Annotated in this window: 9 protein-coding genes; 7 read left to right on the forward strand and 2 right to left on the reverse strand. The window is 52.5% G+C overall.

What is annotated here, in order from left to right; genetic code table 11:
* Positions 1-14: 14 nt before the first annotated feature.
* On the forward strand, positions 15-1,289 hold the full coding sequence (gene serS, locus ACEQ15_RS04460; RefSeq protein ID WP_370277854.1) for a serine--tRNA ligase: 1,275 nt from the start codon (positions 15-17) through the stop codon (positions 1,287-1,289).
* 94 nt (positions 1,290-1,383) lie between these two features.
* Here serS and ACEQ15_RS04465 read toward each other — a convergent pair whose 3' ends face one another.
* Positions 1,384-4,248, reverse strand: a complete 2,865-nt coding sequence (locus ACEQ15_RS04465; RefSeq protein ID WP_370277857.1) for an insulinase family protein — start codon at positions 4,246-4,248, stop codon at positions 1,384-1,386.
* A gap of 270 nt (positions 4,249-4,518) precedes the next feature.
* Here ACEQ15_RS04465 and ACEQ15_RS04470 point away from each other — a divergent pair, with 270 nt between their 5' ends.
* Complete coding sequence (locus ACEQ15_RS04470; protein ID WP_370277858.1) at positions 4,519-5,742, forward strand: UbiH/UbiF/VisC/COQ6 family ubiquinone biosynthesis hydroxylase; 1,224 nt, start codon at positions 4,519-4,521, stop codon at positions 5,740-5,742.
* 138 nt (positions 5,743-5,880) lie between these two features.
* Here the strand turns inward: ACEQ15_RS04470 and ACEQ15_RS04475 are convergent, their stop codons facing one another.
* On the reverse strand, positions 5,881-6,417 hold the full coding sequence (locus tag ACEQ15_RS04475) for a phasin family protein (RefSeq protein WP_370277859.1): 537 nt from the start codon (positions 6,415-6,417) through the stop codon (positions 5,881-5,883).
* A gap of 411 nt (positions 6,418-6,828) precedes the next feature.
* On the opposite strand from ACEQ15_RS04475, the gene ACEQ15_RS04480 reads away from it, so the two are divergent.
* The 5 genes from ACEQ15_RS04480 to ACEQ15_RS04500 all read left to right on the forward strand — a co-directional run.
* Positions 6,829-9,741 (forward strand): insulinase family protein, encoded by a 2,913-nt coding sequence (locus tag ACEQ15_RS04480; RefSeq protein ID WP_370277860.1) that lies wholly within the window; start codon positions 6,829-6,831, stop codon positions 9,739-9,741.
* Positions 9,742-9,829: 88 nt separating this feature from the next.
* Entirely contained in the window at positions 9,830-10,708 is an 879-nt protein-coding gene (locus ACEQ15_RS04485; protein WP_370277861.1) for a DMT family transporter, read from the forward strand.
* Positions 10,709-10,951: 243 nt separating this feature from the next.
* A complete protein-coding gene (locus tag ACEQ15_RS04490) occupies positions 10,952-12,127 on the forward strand; it encodes an FIST signal transduction protein (protein WP_370277863.1) in 1,176 nt (391 codons plus the stop codon).
* Position 12,128: 1 nt separating this feature from the next.
* Positions 12,129-13,562, forward strand: coding sequence for a sensor histidine kinase (locus ACEQ15_RS04495; protein ID WP_370277864.1), 1,434 nt, complete (start codon positions 12,129-12,131; stop codon positions 13,560-13,562).
* A gap of 252 nt (positions 13,563-13,814) precedes the next feature.
* Positions 13,815-14,029: MCP four helix bundle domain-containing protein (locus ACEQ15_RS04500; protein WP_370277866.1), on the forward strand; the 215-nt coding region annotated here is incomplete at its 3' end.

Below are 14,029 nucleotides of genomic sequence, written 5' to 3' on the forward strand. Positions count from 1 at the left end.
GTGCATTGAGTCCCATGCTTGACCCAAAAATTGTACGTTCCAACCCGGAAGAAGTAGCAGAGCTGCTGAAGAAAAAGGGATATGAGTTCCCGGTAGAACAGTTTGTTGCGCTGGAAAATCAGCGTAAGGAACTTCAGGTTCAGACCGAGAACCTGCAGAGTGAACGTAACACCCGATCGAAAAGTATCGGTAAAGCCAAAGCCGCTGGCGAAGATATTCAACCGCTGCTGGCTGAAGTTGCTGACCTGGGTAGCAAGCTGGATGCGGCGAAAGCTGGACTGAACGAATGTCAGGCTAATCTGGAAGATTTGCTGTCGGGTGTACCAAATATCCCGGATAGCTCCGTACCGGAAGGTGAAGACGAAGACGACAACGTTGAAGTGCGTACCTGGGGCACACCGCGTCAGTTCGATTTTGAGCCGCAGGATCACGTTGCTCTGGGTGAGCAGGGCGGCCTGCTGGACTTTGAAACAGCTGCCAAGATTACCGGCTCCCGCTTCTCTTTGCTGAAGGGCAAACTGGCGCGTCTGCACCGTGCACTGACCCAGATGATGCTGGACACCCAGACCATGGAACACGGTTACGACGAAGTGTACGTGCCGTACATGGTAAACAGCGATTCTCTGCGTGGTACCGGTCAGCTGCCGAAGTTTGAAGAAGATCTGTTTAAGCTGCCATTTGGTGACCGCCACTACTACCTGATCCCGACTGCAGAAGTACCGGTAACCAACATTGTTCGTGACGAGATCGTGGATGCGGCGCAGCTGCCGATGAAGTTTACCAGCCACACGCCATGCTTCCGTTCAGAAGCCGGTTCTGCGGGGCGCGACACACGTGGCATGATCCGTCAGCACCAGTTCGAGAAGGTAGAGATGGTGCAGATGGTTGAGCCGTCAAAGTCCTGGGACGCGCTGGAAGAGATGACCGGTCACGCGGAAGCGATCCTGCAGAAGCTGAACCTGCCTTACCGTGTGGTTGCGCTGTGTGGTGGCGATCTGGGCTTCAGCGCTGCTAAAACCTACGATCTGGAAGTATGGCTGCCAGGTCAGCAGAAGTACCGTGAGATCTCTTCTGTATCCAACATGACTGACTTCCAGGCGCGCCGCATGCAGGCACGCTGGCGTAACCCGGAAACCGGCAAGCCTGAACTGCTGCACACGCTGAACGGTTCAGGTCTGGCGGTAGGTCGTACTCTGCTGGCGGTGATGGAGAACTACCAGACTGCTGACGGCAAGATCGCGATCCCTGAAGCGCTGCAGCCATACATGGGCGGCGTGACTGAGATCTGATCAGCGCAGCGTTAGCCAAAAGAAAAGGGTGTCTTGATGACACCCTTTTTTGTGGCTGAAGGCTTTTCGAGGGTTTTCGTTGTTTGAGGGTTGCTCAGGCTTCTACAAAGTCCTGACGTTGTTTCAGTTTACGAATCTCCTTATCGCAGCGCTTGTGCACTTCCGCGCTGTTTCCGTTCTGTTCTTTGTGTTTCTGGCCAAAGCTACGTACGACAAGCTGTCGTGTGGCCAGTCCTTCGTAGCAATCTTTCAGGTCTTCCAGCGTGAGTGATGCTACGGCGTTAGCCAGTTCGGTATGGCTGTCAAAATCCAGTGCTTCTTCATCGATATCTTTCCAGAAGCGGTTGGAGCGGGCCGTGAGGTTTTTGTCCTTTTTCATCACCTTACTGATTACGCTGCGTTTCAGCTGTTCCAATTGTTCCTCAGACATACTGTCGATCTGGCCGCGCAGATCTCCGATGAACTGCTCAATGTGATTTTCCAGCAGTTGAGGTTCGGCCACTGGGCTTTGCACAACAAAGGCAACACCCGGGGTTTTCGCCATAACGACCGGGGTCTGGAACACGATGTATCCAAGCTGTTTTTCGGTACGTAGTTCGTTGTAGAACGGGGAAGCCATCAATTCACTCAGCAGCTTGAGCTTGGCATGGGTTTTGACCTTGGTGTCTTTGCCCTGGTAGTAGATGCTGATCGCGGAATCGTTGTGGCGGATGTCGAGGGTTTGTACCAGCGGTTTGCCATCCCCCAGGCGTACTACCGGTGCCGCTACTTCAGGTGTCGCCTGCTGCAGTGGCACGAATTCGCTTTCAACTATGTGTGCCATCTCGATTGCTTCATCGGTGGTGACGTTACCGTGGGTCATCATGCGGATGTTGCTCTCGGCAAACAGACTAGGGATGAAGTGCTCGACCTGTTCCAGAGTAATGTTATCCAAAGCGGCAACTTTCTCCTCCACGCTCCACTGGGGCATCAGCAAACGGAAGACTTCACGCATGGTCTGGTTATACGGGCGGTCCTTGTTGCTGTTAAGCAGCTGGTTGCGGTACTGGTCCTTTAGCATTGCAAAGCGCTGCTCATCAAACTTCGTCTCTTTCAGGGAGCGACTGATAATGCCCAACAGCAAAGGCTGTTTGTCGCTGAAACCGGAAACGCGGACGCTGAAACCACGGATATGGCTGTAGATTCGGCTGGACAGCCCGGCAAGTTCCGCATCGTAAAGGGTTTCGTTCAAGCGATCAGTTACCAACTGGGTATAGAGCGTTGTCATGATCGCCTGTTCCACACTCTGATTGGCGTGCGGAGTGGCCACGGAAAAGTAGGTATCCGCTTTAGGGGTTTTAAATTCCTTGTCCTGCAGATGCCAGAGGGTCATGCCGTTACGTTCGAAGACCACTTCCGGTGCAGTCAGGTCGTAGTCGTTCGGAATCGGTTTAATATCCAGATTTTTGGCGATGAATGGATTCTGGCTGCGTATATCCAGCTCGGCAATTGATCTTGGGTTGCGCCAGCGCTCAAGTTCCTTATCGGTTAATGCGTCAACGCGGTAACCGGTGTTGTACCAGGGGTCGAGCCGGTTGGATTTTATTTTCGGAGACTGTGTCGTGATCAGCATGTTGTCCGGGGTTAGCTGATCTAGGTATGACTCAATTTTCTTTTTGTCGAAGTGTGCCATGACATACGGGGCATCGAACACGTGTTCCACCGGATAGCGCTGCATCATCGCAGCCAGATGGCTGACCTCTTTGATCGGACTGGTGGCGGGCTGGAACTTGAATGCAACCTCGCGCAGGCGTTTCTGTTCTTCGTACAGTGACTTCTGTATCCCCTCATCTCGAATCGTATCGAGGTACGCAAAGAATGACTCAATCACTTCACTTTGATGCTTAAGCCCTGTGTCAGTCAGGGTTACTGTTACCTTGAATGCGGCTTGGTCTTTCAGATCGATACCGAGAGAGGTGCTCAATCCGGTGGCATAACCTTGATCTTTCAGATGTGCCAGTAAGCTGCCATGTCCCTCATAACCTACCAGATCAGAGATATAGGCTAGGGGTTTCTCTTTCCAGGCATCACGCACACTGTTTACGGGGAACGTCAGGGTAAGTGCGTTGTTGTCTTTGATGGTCTTGATATGCAGATGAGCGGGCAGGGTGTCGGCTTCGAACAATGGTGCTTGCACTTTGACCGGTTCGGTATGCCGATTCGGGATAGAGCTGAACTTCTCCATCACCATTTTCTTGAGCTCGGGGATCGACTCTTTACACTCAACAACCAGTGTCATCAGGTTGGAGGAGTAGTATTCGTTGTAGAACTCGACGAGGTCCTCCCGCACATCGCCTTTCAGCGTTTTGAGTGTGCCCACACTAAAGTTGCTGTATTGGTGTAATGGGTTCATTACCGCCTTGGTGGCAGCGCTGGAACGACGGTTGTCATCGCGCACCTTGGACTTGAATTCGGAGTGCACGGCATAACGTTCCCGCTCTACATACTTTTCATCGAGTAGGGGGGCAATAAAGAACTGAGCGAAACGATCCAGAGCGGGCTCCAGACTGTCGGACGCCACATCAAAGTAGTAGTTGGTGTTTTCGTGCGCGGTATAGGCGTTGAGTTTCCCGCCGTGAGATTGAATGAATGTTTTGTATCCGCCTGCCTCCGGATACTTTTGCGTACCTAGAAACAACATATGTTCAAGAAAGTGAGCAAGACCTTCACGACCTTCCGGATCGGCATTAGAACCCACTGCAATATTCATTGCGGCCGCCGCCTTATCTGCCTTGGGATCGGAGATCAGCAGTACCGAGAGGTCGTTCGTTAGCTTAAAACTCTGCAGTTCACGGTGATCGTTTGGGTTCTTGTGGATGCCGGCATAGGCGGCTTTACCCATGAACACAAGTGCGGTCATACCCAGAGCGTGGAGCACGGAGCTAACCAGCTTTTTTCGGGTCATACCTTTGGAAAACATAACAAGCCCTCGCGAATTCAGATTAACCGAGAACCCGGATAGAGGCGTCGGGTCCTTGCGCGAGGTGCTATCGATGGGCGGTCGGTACGGAACTGAGTAAAAAACAGATCATTTTTAAGCTTAAACAAGCTGGATTGAGATGTCCAATAAATGATCATTAGTCATCCTTTGCTGTTTTTGTGCGGTATGGACGTCGATATCACTTGAACAGTCGACCGCCGTATTGGGTATACTTGCGCAAAATGTCGATAGAGGTGATGGCGGAAGACCATGGATAAACGGTATGACGTTCTGATTGTGGGTGGTGGTATGGTTGGTGCGACCATCGCCTGTGCGCTGGGTGGTAGTGACCTGTCGGTTGGGGTGCTGGAGTATCAGTATCCAAAAGGTTTTGACCTGGAACAGCCTCGTGATCTTCGTGTATCCGCTATCAGCGTTGCATCGCAGAATGTGATCGACATGGTTGGGGCCTGGGAGGGCATCCTGTCCCGCCGTAGTTGTCCGTATCGCCGCATGAAAGTATGGGAGTCGGACGAGCAACGCGCTGCCACCGAATTTGTCTCCGACGATATCTCTGAACCTTATCTGGGCCACATTGTTGAGAACCGAATCATTCAGCTTGCGCTGCTGGAGCGCATGGCGGCGTTTGATAATGTGGATCTGATCTGTCCGGCGAAGACCGTGTCCATAGATTACTCTCCGGGTGCTAGCGTAGTTACATTGGAAGACGGTACCGAGCTGGTGGGGCGTCTGCTGGTGGCTGCGGATGGAGGTGAGTCACGGGTACGTCAGGCAGCGGGAATTGGCGTGCGCAAATGGGACTATGAGCAGAATGCATTGGTGGCGTCTGTGATTACCGATTACCCACAGCAGGACATCACCTGGCAGCAGTTTACCGCGACCGGACCGCTGGCGTTTCTGCCGTTGCCAGGACCGCACGCCTCTCTGGTCTGGTATAACACCCCACAGAACGTAAAGCGTTTGATGGCACTGCCGGTGAATCAGTTTATGGCTGAGCTGACCGAGACGTTCCCTGAATCGCTCGGTAAGATCGACACGCTGCTTGAGCGTGGTTTCTTCCCTCTGCGCCGACAACACGCTTTGGAGTATGCAAAGGAAGGTGTTGTGCTGGCGGGTGATGCGGCGCATATGATTCACCCATTGGCCGGACAGGGCGTTAACATAGGGATGCTGGATGCTGCAGCGCTGGCTGAGACGATATTGCTCGCGCAGCGCAAAGGGAAAGACATCACGTCTCTGGCGGTACTGAAAGAGTATGAAAAGCAGCGTCGCAACCACAACCTGGTGATGATGCAGACGATGGACCTGTTCTACCGGGTGTTCAGTAATGACAACATGCCATTGAAAGTGATGCGCAACATCGGTCTGGGGTTGGCAGAGCGTGTGACACCTGCAAAAAACAAAGTCATGCGCTTTGCGATGGGGTTGGAAGGACCACTGCCTGCCTTGGCAAAGATGCAGGATATTGTCTGATCCTGCCAGCCTTTTACATAGCTAAGGCAAAGAGATAAAAAATCCGGCCACGAGGGCCGGAAAAAGGGATAAAGGCTGTAGTAGCCAGAGTGGAACAAAAGCGGGGGCCAAAGCAGCCCCCAGAGAGCGCATTCGGTATTACTCTGCAGTGTCAGCAGCTTCTTTCTTCGCAGCAGTGCGGCGAGAAGTTTTCGCTGGTGCTTTCTTTGGCGCAGCAGCTTTAGCCGCTGGCTTATTTGCAGGTGCTGCTGCAACGACTGGCGCTTCAGCAGCTGCTTCAGTTGCTTCAGCAACGTACTTGTTTACAGTCTCAGATGCTTCGTTCATGTACTTGGTCATCTCTGCAACGTAATCGTTGTTTTGCAGGTCAGCCAGGCTTTTCTCTACTACTTCGGTGATCTGGTCTTTTGCTTCGTTCAGTGCGTCGTACTCTTTCTCAGCAACCTCAGCCAGCTTAGTTTCCAGCTGTTTGAAGTAAGTCATCTGCAGCTCTACAGCTTCAGACGGCTCTTTTACTTCGGTCAGTGCTTTCATCTGAGATACACAGGAATTTACGAAGTCAGTAACGTACTCGGACTGCAGTGCAAACAGTTTTTCTGCCGCTTTCTTGTTGATTTCAGCCACGTCTACTGCAGGCTGCATTTTTTCCTTAACGTCGTTCATCAGGTCGTACATTGTTATCACCTTGAGTATAAGCTTGTTTGAGAGCTTTTGTGCGTTGCAGCAATTAGGGTCAATATAGTGGCTAAAAAATAACCTGTCAACCGTTTATTTGTGCGCTGCACAAAATCTGTTTTCTGGAATAATCATTACTTAAAAGTTCTTATGAAACAGTGTGATGCGCGATTCAGTCTGTCGGAATATAAAAAACCTGAGCACATCAAACGATGGTTTGGTGCGTTGCGGTGGTTTTTACAATGCCCCGCATGGACAGACTGAAGCTTCTAGACTAGGACTTAAATGCAACAGTTTTTTGAAACCAGCCGTTGTACCTTTACAATCAGGCTAATAGTGGCAGTCTAAAGCCATGCCGCCCGCGTAGAAGCGGGCAGATTACTTCGATATCTATATAAGGCTTCAGTTTCTATGCAAGTACAGGATTGTTACGCCAGCTTCGTTTTCAACCGTGCCGAATCCATCGCTTCACTTGGTGTGGAAGTGGCTGAATACACCCACATCAAGACGGGTGCCAAGCACTACCACATCGCGGCGGATAATGAAGAAAACGTATTTCTGGTGGCGTTTCGCACTGTCCCAATGGATTCGACCGGTGTTGCGCATATTCTTGAGCACACCGCGTTGTGCGGTAGTGAGCAGTATCCGGTGCGTGATCCGTTCTTTATGATGACGCGCCGTTCACTGAATACCTTTATGAACGCGTTTACCAGCAGCGACTGGACGGCGTACCCGTTCGCGAGTCAGAACGTTAAAGACTTCAACAACCTGCTAGATGTGTACCTGGATGCGGCGTTTTTCTCGCGCCTTGATCCGCTGGATTTCGCCCAGGAAGGTCACCGAATTGAGTTTTCAGAAGCGGGCAACAAGAACTCTCCGCTGGAATACAAGGGTGTTGTGCTCAATGAGATGAAGGGCGCGATGAGTTCACCAATTTCCACGCTGTGGCAGACACTCAGCAAACACCTGTTCCCAACCACCACCTACCACTACAACAGTGGTGGTGATCCGGAATGCATTACTGACCTGAGCTACGATGAGCTGGTTGAGTTCTACAAGACGCATTACCACCCGAGCAATGCGGTTTTCATGACCTTCGGTAATATGCCGGTGCGCGAGTTGCAGCAGCGTTTTGAAGAGCGGGCTCTGGCCAAGTTCGACAAACTTGATGTGGAGATCGCCGTAAGTGAAGAGAAGCCATACCACGCGCCGGTGCGGGTGGAAGAGGCTTACGCATACGAGCAGGACGATATCAGCGGTAAGACCCATCATGTGTTGGGCTGGCTGATGGGGCACTCTACGAATCTCGAAGAGCAGTTGAAAGCGCATTTGATCTCCCGTGTGCTGCTGGATAACAGTGCGTCGCCGCTGCGTCACGCACTGGAGTCAACCGATCTGGGTACCGCACCTTCGCCAATGTGCGGATTGGAAGACTCCAACCGACAGATGAGCTTTATGTGTGGTATCGAAGGTAGCGAACCGGAACATGCGGCAGCATTTGAGCAAATGGTTCTGGACGTACTGGAGAAAGTCGCAGAAGAGGGTGTGCCACAGGAGATGCTGGAAGCGCAACTGCACCAGCTTGAGTTGATCCAGCGTGAGATCAGTGGAGATGGTCATCCGTATGGCCTGAACCTGATTCTGGCGGCGATGCCATCCGCAATCCACCGGGGTGATGCGATTGCGCTGCTGAACCTTGATCCGGTGCTGGAATCCCTGCACGAGCAGATCAAGGAACCGGATTTTGTTCAAAGTCTGGTGAAAGAATGGTTGCTCGACAATTCGCACCGTGTGCGCCTGACATTGCGTCCGGATGCTGAGCTGGCTCAGCGACGTGATAAGAAAGAAGCAGCAAACCTGGAAGCGATTCGTCAGCAGCTGACCGATGAAGAAGCCGATGCGCTGATTCAGCAGGCATCGGATTTGGAAGCGCGCCAGATGCAGGAAGACGATGAGAGCATCCTGCCAAAAGTGACCATCGCGGATGTGCCGGCAGAGATGAATATTCCTGAAGCGGATGCTGCCGACAGCCGCTTACCGCTGACCCAGTACAATCAAGGCACAAACGGTCTGGTGTACCAGCAGATCATCATGGATCTGCCGGAACTGAATGAGGAAGAGCTGAAGCTGTTGCCACTTTATAGCCATCTGCTGACCGAAATGGGCTGTGGTGACCGTGATTACATGGAAAACCAGCAGTACCAGGCGCAGGTGACCGGCAGTGTGCACGCGTACTCATCCGTGCGTGGTGCCATTGATGACGAACAGGCGATCAAAGGTTACTTCACGCTGGCGGGTAAAGCACTGGTATCCAAGCAGCAGGAGATGACCGCGCTGCTACACGAAACCCTGTTCAAGGCACGCTTTGACGAACTGGACCGAATCCGTGAGATCGTTGCGCAGCAGCGTACCCGTAAAGAGCAGAGCATTACCGGTCACGGCCACAGTCTGGCGATGATGGCAGCATTGTCCCAGATGAGCCCGGCGGCACAGTTGGCACACCACTCCCGCGGACTGGCGAGCATCCGTTACGTCAAGGAACTGGACGATCGTCTGAATGAAGCCGCTGAGCTTCAGCAGTTGTCTGACCAGCTGTTGGCGATTCACGAAAAAGTGAAAGTGGCGCCACGTCAGTTCCTGCTGGTGGCAGAAACTGAACAGCAGACCGCACTGGCCGAAACGCTGGCAGACACCTGGGGCGAAGAAGCCGTTGCTGAAGGTAAGCTCTTCACCGCCCCTGCGGTACGGGGAACAGTAAAACAGCTCTGGACCACCAGCACACAGGTGAACTTCTGTGCCAAGGCATACCCAACGGTGACCGTTGAGCATGAAGACTCCGCAGCCCTGACCGTACTGGGTGATTTCCTGCGTAACGGTTACCTGCACCGTGCGATTCGCGAGCAGGGCGGTGCCTACGGTTCTGGTGCAGGTCAGGATTCTGCCGATGCAGCGTTCCGTTTCTTCTCTTACCGCGATCCACGCCTGACCGAAACGCTGGACGATTTTGACAAGTCGGTGCAGTGGTTGCTGCAAACTGAGCATGATCCACAGAAACTGGAAGAGGCAATTCTGGGTGTCGTGAGCTCCATTGACCGTCCTGGATCTCCGGCTGGCGAAGCCAAGCAGGCATTCCACAGTGCACTGTTCGGGCGTACGCCGGAACAGCGTAAGCGTTTCCGCGCACGCATCCTGCAAGTGACCCTTGATGATCTGAAACGTGTTGCACAGACCTATCTCGATCCTGCCAAGGCAAGCGTTGCTGTTGTGACCAGTGAAGCGGCAGCGAAAGAAACGGCTGGCGATTTCGAAGTGATCAGCGTATAAAGCCCACGTTCTGGTCTTATACCAGCCAGGTGTTCCCCTTCTTTCGGGTGGTGGGGACACCTGGCTTTCTTATTTCTGAAGGGATGCAATGGGCGTGTTTCAATCCTCCCCTGTCTATCAGGGGGCTTTACTTATCGTACTGTCGGAGTTCTTTCTGGTCTGCTCCGGTATGGTTATCAAGCAACTGTCCGGCGAAGTACCAACCGAGGTAATTGTATTCGCACGGAATGTGTTTGGATTGATCCTGCTGCTACCCTGGATTGCCAGGGCTGGCCTTGGAGCCGTCAAAACTGAAAAGATCTATCTGCACTTCCTGCGGGCAGGTGTGGGTGTCACCGCAATGACCTGTCTGTTTTATTCCTGGGGCCACCTGCCGTTGGCGCAGGCGGCGCTGCTCAAACAGACCGGTCCCTTCTTTATGCCAATCATTGCCTTCTGGTGGCTGGGGGAGCGTATCTCAGCGATGGTGAAGTGGGCAATTCTGGTGGGATTCATCGGCGTAATGCTAATCCTGAATCCAACAGAGGGCGCATTGAATGTTGCCGTACTGATTGCGCTGTTTGGTGCGATGCTGGGTGGCTTTGCCAAGATTGTGGTGCGACGGATGACCACAACAGAACCTGCTAAACGGATCGTATTCTACTTCGCGCTCTTTGCCGCGATCATCTCTTCCGTACCTGCGGCTTTGGCCTGGGTAACGCCAACCCCTGTGCAGATCGCCTGGTTGTTCCTGATGGCAGGAACCTCCACCCTGGCTCAACTGTTGCTGAGTAAAGGCTATAGCTACGCACCTGCTGGTCAGTTAGGGCCGTTTACGTACTCCTCCGTTGCACTTGCTGCGTTGTTTGGCTGGATGTTGTGGGGCGAGGCGATGTCACTGATGACCTGGGCGGGTATTGTGGTCGTGACACTGGCGGGGCTGATGTCTATGAAGGGCAAGGCAACTGCGGGCAGCTCATCTAAGTAAATTCAATACGGTTTAAACCGGGTAATACCCATGCAATTTATTGTATTGGGTATCAAAGTCTCTACGCCTCTGTATCCGCAAATTGTGATAAATGCGACATTTGTGACAAAATTTGTTTACATTGTCTGACCTCGCCGTTAGATTGTTTGGGTATAAATTAACCTGATTCGCAACCAGCGCACCTTGCTGCTCTCAACGGTCCTGTGCCGTACCTTACTGAAGGTGCTCTTCGGGAATAGGCTCATGCAGATCATCACAAAAAGTTCACTTCAATCGAGCCCGGACCGGGCGGTAGACGAATTGTTATCCGCGTTGCCAGAGGGACGGGCACCCAGTCTGGCGATTCTCTCGGGAAACCACACCCAGTTCGATGAACACGCGCTGGCAAAACTCTCAGGTTATTGTCCGACGTTGCTGGCGGGTAGCTCCTGTTTGGGTGTTATGACGCAGGCAGGTATGGCGCAGGGTGACGGAGTAGGTCTCGGTCTGTTTGCGTTGTATGACGATGATGGTGCGTATGGCATCGGTTCGGCGGTTGTTGGCGACGATCCTCGCCGGGCGGGTTATGCCGCGCTGGAGTCCGCCCTTGCAGATGTGGGTCGCGCCTGGCAAACCCCTGACCTGGTCTGGTGCATCATGCCTCCTGGAAAAGAAGAGGAAGTTGTCGGGGGGATGGTTGATCTTATCGGGGCTTCCGTACCGATCATCGGTGGCAGCGTTGCCGATAATCAGATCACTGGTGACTGGGTGCAATACGTCGATGGCGAACTGTGTCACGACCGTGTTGTAGTGGCGGCGTTGTTTCCCTCAGGCAGTATCGGATACAGCTTTTCCAGCGGTTATATGCCGGATGAACTCAGTGCGCTTGTCACCCGTGTAGAGGGACGTCATCTATTAGAGTTGGATGGTGAGCCTGCCGCAGATGTCTACAACCGTTGGACACAAGGATTGCTGAATGGCATGGCGCCCGGAAGCAGCATTCTGATGCACAGTACCGTTAACCCATTGGGGCGTTTGGTGAACGCCGCTGACGGGTACACGGAATATCTCCTCAGCCACCCCGCTGAACTTACGGCTGAACGTGGTCTGCAGTTGTTCACAGAGGTTAAGGTAGGGGAACGGCTCTACCTGATGCACGGCAGTATGGAGAGCCTGATCTCGCGTGCAGGCCGTGTTGCTGATACTGCGTGTCAACTGCTGGAAGAGGGGCATCATCCGGTTGGGGCGTTATTGGTCTATTGCGCCGGCTGTATGTTGACGGTGGCGGATCGAATGCCGGATGTAGTGAAAAGCATTAATCAGGAATTCAGATATCCTTTCCTCGGGTCATTTACCTTTGGGGAGCAGGGGTGTTTTCTCGACAGAACTAACCGTCACGGTAATCTGATGATCTCGGCGGTTGTATTTGGGGCAGACTAGTATGGAAACGATCGAACAACTGCGCGAGTCATTACAGGAAACAACCCGCCTTAAGGCACAGGCGGAACGTTATCGCCTGGAAAGTGAGTTGTTGCTGGGCAGTATGGAAGCAGTCCTGAAGACGGATGCTCCCAGCGATATGTTTGCTCAGATGTTTGATGTTTTCCGGCAACTCCTGCCCTGCAATTATTGCTTTGTGCTGGAACCGTCAAAACCGGGTGAGATGCGATGCACCGCATGCTCGGAAGGCACCTTTATCAACAGTACCTGGGGTGTTGATGCACTGTTCAAAAAAGTGTTGGAAGGACACACCCTCTCTACATTCCGTCTGGATAAGATCCCTGAATGGCAGCAGCAACCGGAGTCCCTGTGCAATGTGGCAGCGTCTGCGCTCTACAGTCCGGTGGCATTGGAAGAGAATACGGCCATTCTGGTGCTGACCAGTGCTGATGTTGGCGGCTTCAGCAAAAGTGACGAGAAACTGGTTGCCCGCTTCTCGGCGCTGGTTGCACAAACCATGGCTAATGTGGCGGCAAAGCTGCTGCAATCTGAGAACCAGCAGTTGCGTGTTGCCAAAGAAAAAGCGGAGGCAGACCTGATCCATGCGGAGAAGATGGCTTCGATCGGCCAACTGGCAGCGGGTGTGGCGCATGAAATTAACAATCCGATGGGTTTCATTTTCAGTAACTCATCAACGTTACGCCAATACGTGGATGATATCAGCGTGCTACTTTCTCAGATGAGTCGTTGGATTGATAGCGACGAAGAGCCCAGTGCAGATCAGCTGCGAGAATGTCTGTCTGAATTCCGCCGTTTGTGGCAGGAATTGGATGTGGAATTCCTGCGTGAAGATATGGCGAGCCTGCTGCAGGACAACGAAGCGGGTCTGGAACGAATCCGTGATATTGTGCTGGCCTTACGGTCTTTTTCACGACAGGATAAAGGTACCTGGGAAGCTGCCGATATAAATTCAGGATTGGAGCTCACCCTGAAAATGGTGATGAACGAACTGAAGTACAAAGCTGAGATCGTAAGTGATCTTCAGCCGTTACCTCAGATTCAATGCCAGACGGGGCGTCTCAATCAGGTTTGGATGAATATGTTGGTGAATGCCGGTCAGGCGATCGACTCTTTCGGTACCATCACACTTAAAACCAGACCCGTCGAAGGTGGGATTGAGGTCTCCATTGCAGATACCGGCTGCGGTATTTCCAAAGAGGGCCTGGCCCGTATCTTCGATCCGTTTTACACCACCAAGGATGTCGGTGAAGGGACCGGATTGGGATTGTCCATCTCCTACAGCATCATCGAGCAACACGGTGGTCGAATTGAGGTAGATAGCCAACTCAATCGCGGAACATGTTTCCGTATCTTTTTACCGCTAAAAATGCCGCCGGCATTGAGCAAGGAAGGGGAAGCTATAGCTGTGAGCTGAGTACCCTGACAGGTTAGGGACAGCGTGTCGCTGTTACAATCGTGGACCGGGTAACCGGAAAAATTTAACGTGGGACCGATGTGACAGCTGTGCTGTTACAAATACTTAAACTCTAACAATAACTATATAGGCTCCGACGCAGGAAGCGCAGTCGCGACGGGCAGTAGCTTAGATACCTCTCCGTACGTGATCCGTTACTGAGGTAACGGTGAAGGGATGCAGTGCCAATAACTGAATCATTGGATATTCCCTATGTTGATCAGTAACCTTTCTATCCGCACTAAACTCCTCTTAACATCTGTTTTACCTGTAATCGGCTTGCTGGTGCTGGTTGCAATGGCTGTCACGCAGTTGAAGGCTGCGAACGACGGTATAAACCGTATCTACAACCAACGTGTAGTACCTCTCGAGAACTTAAAGATTATTGCCGACGATTACGCCGTATTGGTGATCGATGCGGTAAACAA

Origin of the sequence: Pontibacterium sp., from assembly GCF_964228735.1 — a bacterium.
GTDB lineage: Bacteria > Pseudomonadota > Gammaproteobacteria > Pseudomonadales > Balneatricaceae > Pontibacterium.

Bases quoted from the DNA above. Each gene is read 5' to 3' on its own strand.
- serS (WP_370277854.1), top strand. From the start codon at position 15: ATGCTTGACCCAAAAATTGTACGTTCCAACCCGGAAGAAGTAGCAGAG.
- ACEQ15_RS04465 (WP_370277857.1), bottom strand. From the start codon at position 4,248: ATGTTTTCCAAAGGTATGACCCGAAAAAAGCTGGTTAGCTCCGTGCTC.
- ACEQ15_RS04470 (WP_370277858.1), top strand. From the start codon at position 4,519: ATGGATAAACGGTATGACGTTCTGATTGTGGGTGGTGGTATGGTTGGT.
- ACEQ15_RS04475 (WP_370277859.1), bottom strand. From the start codon at position 6,417: ATGTACGACCTGATGAACGACGTTAAGGAAAAAATGCAGCCTGCAGTA.
- ACEQ15_RS04480 (WP_370277860.1), top strand. From the start codon at position 6,829: ATGCAAGTACAGGATTGTTACGCCAGCTTCGTTTTCAACCGTGCCGAA.
- ACEQ15_RS04485 (WP_370277861.1), top strand. From the start codon at position 9,830: ATGGGCGTGTTTCAATCCTCCCCTGTCTATCAGGGGGCTTTACTTATC.
- ACEQ15_RS04490 (WP_370277863.1), top strand. From the start codon at position 10,952: ATGCAGATCATCACAAAAAGTTCACTTCAATCGAGCCCGGACCGGGCG.
- ACEQ15_RS04495 (WP_370277864.1), top strand. From the start codon at position 12,129: ATGGAAACGATCGAACAACTGCGCGAGTCATTACAGGAAACAACCCGC.